General features: G+C 42.2%; 12 protein-coding genes and 1 tRNA gene. 3 read left to right on the top strand and 10 right to left on the bottom strand.

Annotated elements, in window-relative coordinates:
- The first annotated feature begins 97 nt into the window (after positions 1-97).
- Entirely contained in the window at positions 98-835 is a 738-nt protein-coding gene (locus WCY03_RS01765; RefSeq protein WP_345993282.1) for a nitrate- and nitrite sensing domain-containing protein, read from the top strand.
- 1 nt (position 836) lies between these two features.
- Here WCY03_RS01765 and argF read toward each other — a convergent pair whose 3' ends face one another.
- Together argF and hemB are read right to left on the bottom strand one after the other, a co-directional pair.
- Entirely contained in the window at positions 837-1,769 is a 933-nt protein-coding gene (argF, locus tag WCY03_RS01760) for an ornithine carbamoyltransferase (protein ID WP_345993281.1), read from the bottom strand.
- Positions 1,770-1,838: 69 nt separating this feature from the next.
- Positions 1,839-2,813: a porphobilinogen synthase gene (gene hemB / locus WCY03_RS01755; RefSeq protein WP_345993280.1), complete on the bottom strand. Its 975-nt coding sequence runs from the start codon at positions 2,811-2,813 to the stop codon at positions 1,839-1,841.
- 73 nt (positions 2,814-2,886) lie between these two features.
- On the opposite strand from hemB, the gene ribA reads away from it, so the two are divergent.
- Positions 2,887-3,450, top strand: coding sequence for a GTP cyclohydrolase II (ribA, locus tag WCY03_RS01750; RefSeq protein WP_345993279.1), 564 nt, complete (start codon positions 2,887-2,889; stop codon positions 3,448-3,450).
- A 15-nt stretch (positions 3,451-3,465) separates the two neighbouring features.
- Here the strand turns inward: ribA and WCY03_RS01745 are convergent, their stop codons facing one another.
- The gene (locus WCY03_RS01745; RefSeq protein ID WP_345993278.1) at positions 3,466-4,581 is read right to left on the bottom strand and encodes a methyl-accepting chemotaxis protein; all 1,116 of its coding nucleotides are present in this window, start codon (positions 4,579-4,581) and stop codon (positions 3,466-3,468) included.
- 11 nt (positions 4,582-4,592) lie between these two features.
- A complete protein-coding gene (locus tag WCY03_RS01740) occupies positions 4,593-4,976 on the bottom strand; it encodes a PAS domain-containing protein (protein ID WP_345993277.1) in 384 nt (127 codons plus the stop codon).
- 166 nt (positions 4,977-5,142) lie between these two features.
- Between WCY03_RS01740 and WCY03_RS01735 the strand changes: the two genes are divergently transcribed.
- Complete coding sequence (locus WCY03_RS01735; RefSeq protein ID WP_345993276.1) at positions 5,143-6,684, top strand: GGDEF domain-containing protein; 1,542 nt, start codon at positions 5,143-5,145, stop codon at positions 6,682-6,684.
- A gap of 3 nt (positions 6,685-6,687) precedes the next feature.
- On the opposite strand, the gene WCY03_RS01730 is transcribed toward WCY03_RS01735, so the two are convergent.
- The 6 genes from WCY03_RS01730 to WCY03_RS01705 form a co-directional block, all read right to left on the bottom strand.
- On the bottom strand, positions 6,688-6,891 hold the full coding sequence (locus tag WCY03_RS01730) for a hypothetical protein (protein WP_345993275.1): 204 nt from the start codon (positions 6,889-6,891) through the stop codon (positions 6,688-6,690).
- Between the two features lie 90 nt (positions 6,892-6,981).
- Complete coding sequence (locus tag WCY03_RS01725) at positions 6,982-8,919, bottom strand: tetratricopeptide repeat protein (protein ID WP_345993274.1); 1,938 nt, start codon at positions 8,917-8,919, stop codon at positions 6,982-6,984.
- A 117-nt stretch (positions 8,920-9,036) separates the two neighbouring features.
- Positions 9,037-9,112 (bottom strand) — tRNA-Arg (locus WCY03_RS01720).
- A 66-nt stretch (positions 9,113-9,178) separates the two neighbouring features.
- Positions 9,179-12,127 carry an EAL domain-containing protein gene (locus WCY03_RS01715; protein ID WP_345993273.1) on the bottom strand — a complete coding sequence of 983 codons (2,949 nt, stop codon included), beginning with the start codon at positions 12,125-12,127 and terminating at the stop codon, positions 9,179-9,181.
- A gap of 98 nt (positions 12,128-12,225) precedes the next feature.
- Positions 12,226-14,451 (bottom strand): AAA family ATPase, encoded by a 2,226-nt coding sequence (locus tag WCY03_RS01710; protein WP_345993272.1) that lies wholly within the window; start codon positions 14,449-14,451, stop codon positions 12,226-12,228.
- Entirely contained in the window at positions 14,448-15,389 is a 942-nt protein-coding gene (locus WCY03_RS01705) for an A/G-specific adenine glycosylase (RefSeq protein ID WP_345993271.1), read from the bottom strand. The genes WCY03_RS01710 and WCY03_RS01705 overlap by 4 nt, the downstream gene beginning before the upstream one ends.
- Positions 15,390-15,403: the final 14 nt, after the last annotated feature.

The raw sequence follows: 15,403 nt of genomic DNA, 5'->3' as shown, positions 1-15,403 counted from the left end.
AATATTTCTTTTATTACTTAATTTGGACGCGAAATCTTTATTTACTAATAAACAACAAGCAGAAAACAGCGTTTATATCGGGGCTTTAAAAGACTTATTGATCTCGACTCAGAGAACCAGAGGCCTGACAAACTCTTATCTCAACGGCAACGATACGGTTCTGCTTTTAATATACAACGGCAGAGACGAGATGAAAAGAGCCATCGGTACTATGGAGTCGCTTCCAATTGCCGCAGACCCTGTCATAAACAGTAGAGCGACCTCTATCTCTCAAGCTCTTATCAAACTTAACAATAAAGCTCTCAAACTGCATGCCAATGACGTTTTTGCCGACTACAGCGAACAGATCGGGCAGATTTTGATGCTCGCGCAAAGTGTCAACAAAAGAAATACGAAGGACCTGAATGCTTTTGCCAAAGAGAGCTCCTCTATCATGATGGAGATCATGCTCCCAATGACCGAATATGTAGGCCAGTTAAGAGGGTACGGTTCCGGGATCGCTGCAAAAGGAAACATAAAAAAAGAGGAGTTTGAACATATCTCCCTGCTTATACATGAGATTCAAAAATTCAATGAAAAACTAAAGATACAGATAAATAAACTTATTCACGATTTTCCAAAAGAGAGCTCTGTAGATATGCCCGAGGAGATAGAAGCCGTCTATCAAGCGGCTAAAGACTATACCGAACTTACCGAAGATAAATTTTCTAAAGATGCAATCAGCGTAGATTCAAATAATTATTTCGATAGAGGGACAAAGCTGATCTCGCTCATCATACAAGCATACAATACAAGCAATGAGGCTATTTTAAAAGACTCTAAAGGCTGGCTCTAAACTATTTAGAACCGCCTCTTTGACGATCCAGCCAGACCATCAGACCTTTTTGCGCATGTAAACGATTTTCTGCTTCATCAAACACGATATCGCTGTGTCCTTCTAAAACCGATTCGCTCACTTCCTGACCTCTATAAGCGGGAAGACAATGCAGGAACTTAGCGTTTTTATCGGCTATACACATCATCAGATCGTCTACCATAAACCCTTTGAAGTCTTTGATTCTCTGCTCTTTTTCACTCTCCTGTCCCATCGACGCCCATGTATCCGTCGTAACGACGTTCGCACCTCTTATCGCCTCTTTAGGATCGTTTGACACAAATATCTTTGCCCCGCTTTTTTTTGCGAACGCATAGGCGTCTTCTAGTACCTTCGAATCCACTTCATACCCTTTCGGCGTCGCGATGCGCAGTTCAAAACCAAGTTTGCTCGCAAGCATAAGCCATGAATGGGTCATATTGTTTCCGTCTCCGATATATGCTACGACAGTATTTTCTGCTACACCGTACTCGATCATGGTCATATAGTCCGCTAAAAGCTGTACGGGGTGATATGAATCGGTCAACCCGTTTATCACGGGTACTTTTGAATATGAGGAGAACTCCTCTATCTTGGAGTGTTCAAAAGTTCTGATCATAACCATGTCGCACATACTCGAGATAACGCGCGCAGTATCCTTTACGGGTTCGCCGCGTCCGAGATGGATATCACGGTTTGACAAAAACAGACCATGTCCGCCGAGCTGGTATATTCCCGTCTCAAAGCTCACGCGTGTTCTTGTAGAGCTTTTTTCAAAGATCATCGCCAACGTTTTTTTGGACATATAGTCTTTATGTATCCCGTTTTTCAGATCTTTTTTTATTTCCAGCCCAAGATTAATGATCTCTAAAATCTCCTCTTTCGTAAAATCTTTGAGCGTTAAAAAATGCTTCATTTAAATACTTCCTTTAATTATCGAACAATACGATTATTTTATTCATAAGTAACTTTGATAGAGATAAGTCTATCCGTTTGCAAGTATCTTTGCCACCTCTTTGGCATGATAAGAGATTATTATATCTGCACCTGCACGTTTAAAAGCCACCATTGTCTCCATTACGACGCGTTCATAGTCTATAAGATTGTTCGCTCCCGCATACTTTAGCATCGCATACTCTCCGCTTACGTTGTAAACCGCCAGAGGCAGCGACGTGTTCTCTTTGATGTCTCTGACGATATCGAGATACGCAAGTGCAGGTTTTACCATCAAGATATCGGCTCCCTGCATCTCATCGGCAATACTCTCGGCGATCGCCTCACGTCTGTTGGCCGGATCCATCTGATAGGTAGAACGGTCCCCGAAAGAGGGAACGGATTCGGCCACGTCACGGAACGGTCCGTAGTATCCGCTCGCGAATTTCGTAGAGTAGCTCATGATAGGCAGGTTTTCAAAACCGTTGCTGTCAAGGGTATTTCTAAGAGTCTCTATGATACCGTCCATCATCCCCGAAGGCGCTATCATGTCCGCTCCCGCTTTTGCATGCACAAGCACCTGCGTCGCGGAGATCTCCAAAGTCGAATCGTTGTCGACGGTCTCATGGATATGGTCGATGATGCCGCAGTGTCCATGATCGGTATACTCGCAAAAACACAGGTCCGTCACGACGAACATGTCCGGATGCGCGCTCTTCACGGCACGAACCGCCTGGGCTATGATGCCGTTTTCGCTTAAGGCATCCGAACCTATCGAATCTTTCACATCGGGAATACCGAAAAGTATGATCGAGTAGATACCGAGTGATTTTAACCCCGCGCACTCTTTTACTATCTCGTCTATACTCATCTGATAAACGCCCGGCATGGAAGCAACTTCCGTCTTTATACCTTCTCCTGAACGCGCAAAAAGCGGATATATGAAATCATCGACGCTTACATCTGTCTCCCTTACCAATTTGCGGAGATGCGGATTTAGTCTTGTTCTACGAAAACGCTGAAACATAATAGTACCTTTATCATTATTGGATATAATTTTGAAAATATTATCTAATTCTATCTATTTAAAGTTAAAATAAATGAAAATAACCATATCTGAGGTAGCAAATCTACCGTCCCGCTTTGGAAATTTTAAAGTAAAAGCCTTCAAAGAGGGAAACAAAGAACATCTCGTCATCTATAAAGAACCTTTAGAAGATACGCCTGTCGTCCGTGTTCACTCAGAGTGTTTGACAGGCGATGCGATAGGAAGTTTAAAATGTGACTGCAGAGACCAGCTCGAAGTCGCGCTGAAAATGGCAGAGGATCTGGGCGGTATGGTTATCTATCTTCGCCAGGAAGGACGCAATATCGGTCTTCTTAACAAGATAAACGCCTACGCCCTGCAGGACAAAGGACTCAATACGATAGAAGCGAACCATCAGCTGGGTTTTGCCGCAGACGAAAGAACATATGAGATGGTAACGTTCATACTCAACCATTTCGGAATTAAAAAGATAAGACTTCTGACGAACAATCCGACAAAAATAAACTCAATCGAAAATGTAGAGATAGTCGAACGCATCCCGATCGTCATCAAACCCAACAAACACAATGAGAACTATCTGCATGTCAAGCGCGACGAGATGGGGCATCTTCTTTAAGAGCAGTTAAATACTCTATTTGCTTAAGCTCTTCAACATATCTATGATCTCATCCATTTTAGTGCTGACCGCACTCACGTCATCGGAGATCTCATTTACCTCATCGGCATTTTTGTTTAACGCATCGGAACTATCGGAGATAGACTGAATAAGCACATTCGTAGTGGCAGAGGTTTCCGCCAGACTTTTTTGCGTACGCTCGGCAAGCTTTCTGACCTCATCGGCGACAACGGCAAAACCGCGTCCATGTTCGCCTGCACGTGCGGCTTCGATAGCGGCATTGAGAGCCAAAAGATTTGTCTGTTCGGCTATATCGCCGATAGTCTGTAGTATAACCTTCGTATCATTGGCATTTTGTACAAGTGCTTGAAGATGACCGACCATCTCATTCTCTTTTTGAGATACGTCGTGTATGCGCTCGACGATCGAGTTTATCATATCTTTAAAATCTACGATCGTCGTATTTGTGATATTTTCGATGGTACTGTTCAAGGTATTTGCGGATTCGATGATCTGCTGATTTGAATCCTCATTTTGTTTTTGCATATCCTCAAGCGACTGTCCCAGACTGTTTATATTTTCCAAAAGCTCCGCCATTTTAGCTTCCACGTTTACGTTGCTGCGCGCTTTAAAATCTCCGCCGGCAAAATTTTTAAGCGTTGTTATCGCATTGTCCAAGTTTTTTTCCGCGGAATCGAGCATGTTGTTCATGCTGTTTCTCAATACATGAACATACGGAGTCTTTGTATCCGCACCGATCCTGCATGAATAGTGTCCTTTAGAGACCTTGTCGGTAAGCAGCACCATTTCTCCCGCCACTTTGGTATCGTCCAAAACGATCTTTTCATATTTTAAAAGCAGCTTGTTCAGACTTTTTTCAAGTTCGTCTTGCGTATCTTTTGCTATCTCTACCTTATTCCTTTCAAAATCCAAAAGTTCGTCGATCTCTTCAAGTTTTTCCATTGTGCCCGATCTGGCGCTTGAAGCCGATGAATTTTGCATAACCACTATTACACCCAGTACCGCGACCGTCAAAAGAACATGAACCCATAATGAATCGATAAATATCAAAGAGAGTATCAAGAGACCAAACGCCGCACCCGTTACCGCATTTTTTTGCAATTTGTTCATATATATCTATCCTATTGTAAAGTTTTATATAGATTTTGTGCGTCTTGTATCTCTTTTTCAGACGGCTTTCTTCTGCAAGAGAGATAGGTCTTGGCTTTTCTTATCTCGTCATACATCGGGTACACCGTCGCATAAACCCAATAATGCCCGCCGGTTTTAGTCTTGTTTTTCACATAGCCATGCCAGACTCTTCCGGTCTTTACCGTGTCCCAAAGACCTTTGAATGCCGCTTTTGGCATATCAGGATGTCTTACTATGTTATGATTCTTGCCGACTAGCTCATCTATACCGTATCCTGCTATTTTGCAAAAATCATCGTTTGCAAAAAGGATAATACCTTTTTCATCCGTTTGTGAGACTAAAAAATCATCACTTTTGAGAATATACTCTTGCATAACAACATCCTTCAATGAAATCGGCACTATGATATCATAAAAAACAACAATATAAGTGAACTTGTTGCATTATTTTAAATCAACAAAATATTAATTAAGTATTTTGTGATAAGATTTATTAAGAATAACTCAGTTTTACTACACCTGATAAAGAGAAGCGATAGTTATGAAGAACTTGAACAAAGAGAAAAAGAGAAGAACTCTGTACTTTTTTATTTTCATAACGTTAGTGCCTGTTTTAGGTATCCTGATCATCTCTTCTTATGCATTTTTGCATGTACAAGATGATGTGGACTTCGTCTCTTACGAGATAAGAGGATTAAAGGTCATATCACGAATAGAAAAAACCGTTTTTGATATCCAAGCATTAAGAGATCTGAGCTGCATAAAAGATCCAAATGAAAAATCAATAGAAACTTTAAAAGAAAATATTTCCAAAGATCTGACTTCACTGGAAAATATTTTACTGATCCTTCAAAAAGATATTTCCTTAAAAAGCGAATTGCTGCAATATGTGAAAAAAACAAAAAACACCCCGCTCACTGATAAAGGAGATGAATACTTTACTCATATGATAAACGATTTTATGCTCTTTTCAAATAATATCGCTTTTCGTTACAAGCTTATTTTGGATCCCTATCTAAGCTCTTATGTTTTGATGGACAATGTAGTTTATCTCCTTCCTGAGCTTATGGAATACAACCGGCAGATAAAAGCAATAACGCTAGGCATGCACTGTAAAACTTTAACACCGGAGCAAAAAGAACAGCTGTCTACCCTGCAGATCAAGATCAAAGACAGATTGAACAAGCTGGATTATAACAAGCTTTTTATGCAGAAAAAAGAGGATATCGCCCTCCTTGAACGAGTTCGCAAAAATATTATGCAGACGCAAAACAAAGTTGCTGCACTTGTAAGCGCTACTCTGTCCAAAGAGGACAAAACTGCACTTGAAACAGATAATATTTTCACTTTAATGACAAACGATCTCGATTCCATAAGAACTCTGTATGATTCAAATTTACAACTCTTACATAGTAATTTAGAGAAAAAATTAAAAAAGAACAGAAAACTCTCTGTCATTATTTTATGTGTCGGTCTGTTATCTATTTTGTTCATAATCTATATCAATAGGGTTTTTTACAATAAGAACAGAGAATATATCGACATAATAGAAGAGCTGACCATAACGGACGCCCTAACCTCTTTATACAACAGAAGACATTTTGACGATATCTTTAATAATTTTTTGAAAATTCAATTGAGAGCAAAACAGACGCCCGTTTTTATTATTTTGGATATAGATTACTTCAAACAATACAATGACACCTATGGACATCAGGCAGGCGACATGGCCATAAAAACAGTTGCCAGACATTTAAAAAGATCTTTGAAAAGGGCAGGCGATATGGCTTTTAGACTCGGCGGCGAGGAGTTTGGTATCTTATATACGGAGGAGAATCGATCCAAAGCCTTCTCTTTTGCCGATACTATAAGAAAAAAAATAGAAAGTGAAAAAATAGAACATAGTAAAAATAACGCAAGCAGATATCTGACCGTATCTATGGGAATAATTATAATCGAAGAGGAGTTTGCGGACAACATAAGAAACATTTACAGATGTGCCGATGAAGCTCTTTACAAAGCCAAAGCCGACGGACGAAACAGAGCCGTCATATATAATACCCTTTCAAGTCCTGCTGTATAGGGCCTAATCTCTTTGTATCAGGATCACGTCCATACCTATATCATCATGTTTGATCTCGTTCTTTTTTAAGAGCTGTATCAATCTTTGAAAATCATCTTTATGTATGGGGGTTCCTATTTCATGAGTGTAGAGCAACCTGCTATTTTCTTCGTCAAATTGAAAATGTGCCAACTTGTTCTCTTCTAATAGTTTAATTAAATCTTTCATGCATCCACTTTTTATATATTCATTACATCATCTCTTTTTAAGATATTACCCTAAAAAACAAAAAAAATAAAGACTTATGGGCTGCCGCAATTATTGTTGAGCTGCCAAGGCGGGTATGCCTTTTTCTCTCCACATTTCCCAAAACGCTTTTTCAAGATTTTTTGCAAAACGCTCAGAATCATAGAGAGGAGAGGCTTTGACCTGATCCCTTAAACCATGGCGAAGAGTGCAAAGTGCATCAATATTCGAAGCGAATTCAACCGCCTTGTTAAGATAATCCGTCTGGTCACCTGCAACCCATTCGTTTAGGCCTGCTGCTTGCATAATAGACACGCCTTGGCGCGAAACGAGAAGATCACCTTCTAATGTTAACGTCGGCACACCCATCCAAAGCGCTTCACTGGTCGTTGTAGCACCGGTAAAGGGAGAAGTATCGAGCAAGATGTCTACTTTGTCATAAGATGCCAAGTAATCTTCATAGTTAAGCGACGGCTGGAGAGTTACCCGTGCAAGGTCGACTCCGGAATCATGCAGCCTGTTTTTTATCTCCTCTTGAATTGTCATGTCACTCAATGCACTGTTTTGCAGTCTCAATCTTGCATTAGGCAATGCATTCAAAATTGCTCCCCAGAGATCTAGTGTAGAGTCGTTTATTTTAGATAGCTTTTGGTAGCAGCCAAATGTTATATAGCCATTAGAGAGCGCCGGCAGCGGCGCTACTTCGATGGCGCCAAGCGGAGGAGTCATGCAAAAACGTGTATCCGGAATGTAGTGGATTTTTTCAAGATAATTGGGCTGATCTTCCGAGCGGATCGATACCGGATCTGCGAGAAGGTAATCGATTTGCTCAATTCCCGTACTTGCATGATACCCAAGCCATGAAATTTGCACCGGAGCACTTTTGTATGCAAATATTGCCAGCCTGTGATGCTCCGTATGTCCGTCAAGATCAACAAGAATATGAACTTTGTCGTTATGAATCATCGAAGCGACATCTTTGTCATTAATACCGGAGATCGAATGCCATTTTTCAAAATACGGCTTTATCCGTTCGGTAAGGTCATCTGTTTTTAAACTGCTGTCGTATGCAATGAGTTCTATGTTCAGTGGTTTCATCTGTTTCATAATACTTTCGATAAAAAAACCGATAGGATGGCGGCGTAAACCACCTGAAACAAAACCGATACGGAGTTTTTGCGCTGCTTCATTGCAGGACCATCGGTTAAAGGATGTTTTGATCTGCCGATTAATAATTTGGCCAAAACGACGCGCTTCTTCAAGATAACTTTTAGAAGATTGTTCTTGGGAGTATGAGAGAGCAAATAGCATTTTACTGTAAATGATCTGGTTCTCAGGCTCATGAAGTAAAGCTTTTTTGTAATGCTGTATAGCCTCTTCAAGCTTGCCCGAGAGTTCTAATGTTGTAGCGAGATTGCTGTAAAGCATTGCATGATTTGGTTCTAATTTGATCGCTTCTTCATAGCATGTGACGGCTTCACTGATCTTTCCGGCACTTTTTAATGATTGTGCAAGATTGTTTAATGCAGGAAAAAAGTGAGAATCGGTTTTGAGTGCTTCTTGATAACATGTAATCGCCTCATTCGTATATCCGAGTTCGTATAAGGCGATTCCCATGCAGTTATGAGCTCTCGTGAAAAGGGGATCAATACTAAGAGCCTGCTTTTGTAATGCAACAGCCTGCTCGAATTTTCCCAAATCTGCATAGATAGCACCGGCAAGCATATAAAATTGAGGTTCATGGGGATACTTTTCAATTAAATCGGCAAGGTAAATGAGTGCTTCTTGAAACTGTTTGTTATTGTATAAACCGTGTGCGATATCAATTTCTTTTTGTGTCGGAGTATCAGAAGGACGGATTTTTTTTGCGGCGTTCTTGAGTCCTTTTTTTGCCAGTTTGTTTGTCGGCTGGTAATGCAAAATAGTTTGATATACTTGTGCTGCTTGAAGGTGATTGCCGGCCTTTAATAAAGAATTGGCCTGTATTAACATTTTTCCCAATTCTGACATTATTTAGACCTTCTTGTATATAAATTGATATAAACTCACAAAGCAAACTTTATTCCTTGAATGGACACAATTACAAAAGTACAAGAATCGAAAAAAGTTGTGACAGCCTAAAATAGGTGGTCTCCCCACCAGGACTCGAACCTGGAGCTATCCCTTAGGAGGGGACTGCTTTATCCTGTTAAGCGATGAAGAGTATAAAAAGAAAGTGAGATTTTACCATTTAAAGTTCTAAAAGTACAGTACCGCGCTTTTCTCATCATCAATTCGTATCTATCTTATTTCCGCTTTGCAAAAGGTGCTGCATCTCCTGTTCAGGCAGAGGATGACTAAAATAAAACCCCTGCACTTCATCACAATTCCGCGATCGTAAGAACTCCTGCTGCTCTAAAGTTTCTACCCCTTCGGCTACCGTTTTTAGATGCATGCCGTGAGACATTGATATAATGGCTTGCGAGATAGTGGCATCTTCGGGATCCGAAGTTATATTTTGAACAAAGGACTGATCGATCTTAATCCGGTCTATCGGGAACTTCTTAAGATAGCTAAGCGAAGAATAGCCCGTTCCGAAATCGTCTATTGAAAATGTTATTCCGATCTTTTTGAGTTTGTTCAACATTTCAACGGATCTTTTTGCATCTTTCATAACTATCCGCTCGGTCAATTCAAGTTCCAGATATTTTGCTTCCAATCCGCTCTCATGAAGCGCTTTGGTAATAATCTCGGGAAGATTTTGCTGATTAAACTGGGCAGAAGACAAATTTACCGCTACTCTCATTTTTGGCAGACCTTCGTCAAACCATGATTTTAAACGCTTGCAAACCGTATGCAGCACCCACTGCTCGATAGGGATGATCAATCCGGTTTCTTCTGCAAGCGGAATAAAATTATCGGGCAATATCAACCCTTTTTCTGGATGCTGCCAGCGCAGTAACGCTTCCATACCTATGATCTGCCCGCTGTTAAGATCGATCTGCGGCTGATAATATACAAGCAGTTCCTTGCGCTCCAGAGCGTGCCGCAGATCATTTTCCATCTGCATTCTCTGCATTGCATAAAGAGTAAGCTCTTGCGTATAATACTGGTACATGTTTCGTCCCTGTTCCTTAGCACGGTAAAGGGCACTGTCCGCATTTTTAAATAAAGTGATACTGTCTTCGCTGTCATCGGGAAAAAGACTTATTCCGATACTGCAGGTGACGAATACTTCATGTTCTTGAAGAGTGTATTTTTCAGCCAGTTTCATAATTATTTTTTGGGCGACATCACTGGCAAAATGCGAATCATGAAGCTCTTCAAGAACAATGGTAAATTCGTCTCCACCTAAACGGGATACCGTATCCTCCTCTCTTACACAATCAAGCAGACGACCCGCCACCTCTTGGAGCAGCATATCTCCTACCGGATGTCCCAATGTATCATTGACATTTTTAAAGTGGTCAAGATCAAGGAACATAACGGCTATCTTGTTCTTGTTGCGGCGGGCCCTTGAGAGGGATTGGCTCATTCGTGCATTTAACAACAATCGGTTCGGCAGTCCGGTAAGCGGATCATGATGGGCCAGATGATCAAGTTTTTGTTCGGATTCTTTCATGGCACTTATGTCGGAAAAGACCCAGACATAATTCACTATGCCCCCTTTAGAATCTTTAACGACACTTATATTGAGCCATAAAGGAAAGATATCGCCGTTTTTACGTTTACTCCATATCTCTCCCTGCCAGCTGCCTGTTTTAGAAACTGTTTCCCAGATATCACTATAAAATTTTTCATCATGTCTACTTGATTTAAAAAAAGAGGAGGCTTTTTCTATGATATCTTCATTTTTATACCCCGTGATATCAACAAACGCTTTGTTTATAGAGATAACCTTTTCGTCGGCATCGGTAATGATGACACCTTCTGTCGTGTTTTCAAAGACCGCAGCAGACTGACGGAGACGCTCTTCCATCTGTTTGCGTTTTGTGATATCAAGCATTGTTCCGCTCAAACCGATGATCTTGCCGCTGGAATCATATGTAGGTTTTGCCTGCGTTTGCAAGTTCCTCACAGATCCGTCCAACTGCTGTATCCGATAGTCGAGATTTAGATCATTTCCCTTAAGCCCCTCCTCAGAAGCTCTTTGTACCATCGGTCTGTCGTCGGGATAAACGATCTCCAAAAAATCTTCCAGACCCATAACTTTTTTATATCTGGCATTACCCATAACATCTGCGGCTTCATCTGAAAAATAGATTTTATTTTCGGTAATATCCCATTCCCATCCTCCAAGATGCGCGATCTGCTGCGCCTGCGCCAATTTTGACAGACTGAGAGACAAAGCATCTTGCGTATGACAGCGCTCGATCAAACCGGCCAGCGTATTTGCGACACTACCGAGAAACTTTATCTCCCTTTCATCTTTTTTATGTCCATGCGTTAAATATAAGACGATCACCCCAAGGACGCCGTTAGCTGATAAAATAGGCACATTATAATGACCATGAGGCTCAATACCCTCATATGTGATCTCATGTCTTTTGTCCAGACACGCGGCATACTGGATCTCTTTGCTGGCAGCGGCACGGCCGCATAAACAGTGACCAAAAGGCACGCGCGCACACGCGCTCAGCAGTGCGGGATGAAGTCCGTGCTCTACCGTAAGCACAAGAGTGTCGCTATTGTTATCGACTAAGAAAATTCCGCCTGTCTTGCTTATCGTTAGCCATGACAGAGACAGAAGTATTTCCAGTACCTGTTGTAATTGTTCTTTTAAAGGGATACTCTGCAGGCTAATACTTAAAATCGAATTGAGCGCACGCTGCTCTTCGGATTCAAGATGCAGACTTTCGGCAATCTTCGCCTGTTTTGTAGTGTTTGTACCGAGACATAATGCACCTTCGATGGAGGTCTCTTTATCGCGAAGTACAAAAATTCTCCAAGTGATTAGTTCTGCCGCGTATTTTTCGACTATTTCCAATTCATGCAGCATTGCAACAGCAGCAGGCTCATCCGACATGGCGCGCTTAAATAGATCTGCAATACTCTTTTTTTCGGTCGACAATGAGAGATCGAACCAATTTTTCTTACTTAACTCTTTGAATTTACCGTCAAAGAAGGCCTCGAATTGTTTATTGAACAATAATATCGAGCCGTTAGGATCTATGACCGACATAGCAATATTTGCCGCGTCTAAATCGTTTTGTTCCCATACACGTCTTTTTTTAGACATATTCCGACCTCTTTATAAGAAACGTTCAGTGTTGATGGTAGCCATACCCCGCTTTGAAAATCTTGAATATATCTTTAAACTCTCACAAAAACAGGATTTTATAGCTCTAAGAGTACGGTATCGCGCTTCGTTACGTCCACTCTTTTGCATGCAGATTCGAACGCGCCGCTCTCTCCGATGAGGATACATCTGTGCTTTGCCCGCGTGATCGCCGTATAGATGAGCTTTGTATTGTGCATGATATAGTGAGAAAAAGTAATGGGCATCACGACGATGTCATACTCCATCCCTTGGACCTTATGGATCGTCAGGGCATATGAAAGCATCAGAAGGGTCTTTAACTGTTCATATTCGTACTGAACCACCATATCCTCGTTGGGGTAGTACACATAAATCTGCTCCTCGTCCTCGTCTATACGGAAAAGTAGACCGCTCATCCCGTTAAAGACCCTTCTTTCTTTTGATTCTTCGCCGTCTTTGAAATCTTCGGCGCTCCATGAGGTCATGTTTTCGTTTTTTGTATGCACGACTTTGTCCATCAGACGAAACTCCGCACCGCCTCGTTTTACATACTTTTTGGGATTTGGATTGAAATACTCCTGCAGCACTTTGTTGAGATTGTCTACCCCGAGCGTTCCGCCTTTCATCGGTGTTATTACCTGAAAATAGTTCAGATAGGAACTTATCTCTTTGTTAGTGAGTCTGAGTCTTGCCTTTTGTATCACCTTTACGACTTCATGCATGATTGTCGCTAGGATATCGGCAGAATTTTCCTCTCTCAAAGCTGAAAACTCCGATTGCGAAAGAGAGTTTTTCTGCGCATAATAGTTGGGTATGGAAACATCGATGAACTCAAAATCATCGTACTTTTGGCGGTACGGCGGTACAATCGCCTGACGGATATCGTTTGCTATGAGAGTGATCGCCTGTTCTTCGCTTTGGCGGTATATCTTGGTGAGTTTTACTATGGGCGCGATTTCCAGAGTCAGCGCATCGCTTAGTACATTGCCTGCACCTATGGGAGGAAGCTGTGCATCGTCGCCGACGATGATAAGTACGCACTCTTTTTTCACTTTTGAGACAAGTCTGGCGAACAAAGAGGAGTTTATCATCGAAGCTTCGTCTATAAGCAGTACGGAGTAGGGAAACTCGTCTTTATCTTCGAACCTTACCAAAAGAGACTGTATCGTGGCGCTCTCATAGCCGGTGGTATCGGCGATGCGCTGCGAAGCTATGCCGCTGAGCGCACAGGTCATGATCTCTGCGTAACGCGTATTCAAAAGATTGAGTATCGTCCTTGAAGTCGTACTTTTACCTGTTCCTGCATACCCTACCAAAAAGAGTATACCGGCACCCTGATTGACGATTTTCACCGCTTCTTTCTGCTCTTCGCCAAGCTGCAAATCGCTCTTTGCCAAAAACTCGTCCAGATCGGTTTTTAAGACGCCGAGATCGGCTTTTGCACGGGAAGTGAAATCATCATACAGAAATTTCTCGGCGTCGTAAAGTCTCGCTGGCGAGACCCTGTCGTTTTTCATCAGCACTATACTCTGCTCGCCGACACGCTCGATAAGCGCAGCCTCATAAAGAGCGTCTCTGTCATGAAACTCAAGAAGTTCGTCAAGCAGTGAAAAAAGCACCCTCTTTTGAACACAGCTGTTACCCTGCTGTTCGCAGTAGTTTAAAAGAGCATGGTCCATCGCAGCACTTATGCGGTTATCCGATTCCTTCTCCACTCCCATCTTCAAGGCCAGTTCATCGGCACGTTTAAACCCGATGCCGCTGATACTCGTCAGTACGTACGGATTTTCTTTGATACGCTTTGAAGGCTCTGCAACATCTTTCATGGCTGTAGCAATGGTGGTCAGAAGCACGGGGCTTACATCGTATGGACTTAAAAATTCTCCGAGTTCCCTCATAGATCGGAATTTCTTCCAAGAGTCTTGGATCTTTTTAAGACGCTTCTCTTTGATGCCGCTAAACTCAAGCAGCCGCTCGATATCGTTATCAAGGATATCGACTAACCCCTCATCTCCGAACTTCTCGATGAGTTCGGCGGAAAGTTTTTTCGTAAACCCTTTTACGATACGGTTTAAAAAGAAAAAAAGTTCGTTCTGATTGACCCGCAAAGATTCAAACTTGAACGTTCTGCCGTACTTCTTATGCTCTTCCCACTCCCCTTTTAAGGTGATAGCCGCACCTTTTAAGTGCGAGACTTCGCTTTCAAAATAGGTCCCGCTTACTTTATCGCCGTTTTTTAAACGTGCAATGAAAAAACCCTCGTCTTCAAAAAGGATAGTCTCGATCTGTCCTATGAGCGTCATCCGATATCCTCTAAATATTTAAGTACCTTTCTTGTTAGCGAAGAGATATGTGCGTCTTTAAGCGCATCTTTTTCAAACCATAGGACATCATCCTGCACCTCTGCAAGTTTGTACAGTTTGACGGTGAGTCTGTATTTCGTATAGGAGTGTTTAAACTCGGCTATGAAGTCTTCTTCTATGGGTTCGACGGCGGGAAGTTCCAACATCCCTTTATACATCGGACCCTTCGAGATCTTCAAAGCTATTTTACCCTCCTGCACGGCTATTCCGTAAAAGAGTTCAAGTGCTTCATACACTTTTTTCTGCCTGCGCGTGTAAAATTCCGCTTCCTCTTTACCTCTGCATGCAGGCTCAAGCGGACACTCGCCGCACTTTGGGTTGGTCGCCGTACAGACAAGCGAGCCCAGATCCATCAAAGCCTGATTATGCAGAGTCGGATAAACGGGGTTCACGAACTCTTCGGCACTTTGCCAGATGAGAGCATCACTTTGTTCATGGTGAGCGAAAAAACGCTTGATGACGCGCTCGATGTTCGTATCTACGACCCCGACTCTTTGATGGTAAGCAAAACTGCAGATAGCACTTGCGGTATAACGCCCGATGCCGGGAAGTTTTACGAGCTCTTTTTGTGTCTTTGGAAGCGTATTTGGACAGAGTTTTGCAGTGGCGTGGAGGTTTCTCGCCCTTGAATAGTAGCCAAGCCCGCTCCAAAGCGCGAGCACCTCCTCCTCTTTTGCAAGAGAAAGCGCGCCAAGCGTGGGAAACTTCTCTAAGAATCGGGGATAATACTCCTCCATAACCCGTTTGACCTGAGTCTGCTGAAGCATCACCTCGCTGAGATAGATATGATACACATCCTCGGTATTTCTCCACGGAAGCTCATGGCGTCCGTGTTTTTCGTACCAGCTTAAAAGAGCGTCCCGAACCTGCTGTATCATAACCTGTAGGAGAG

The organism is Sulfurimonas sp. HSL-1716 (assembly GCF_039645975.1).
Classification (GTDB): domain Bacteria; phylum Campylobacterota; class Campylobacteria; order Campylobacterales; family Sulfurimonadaceae; genus Hydrocurvibacter; species Hydrocurvibacter sulfurireducens.
The sequence above is the reverse complement of the archived record's forward strand: the minus strand, read 5'-3'. Positions and strand labels throughout refer to the sequence as shown.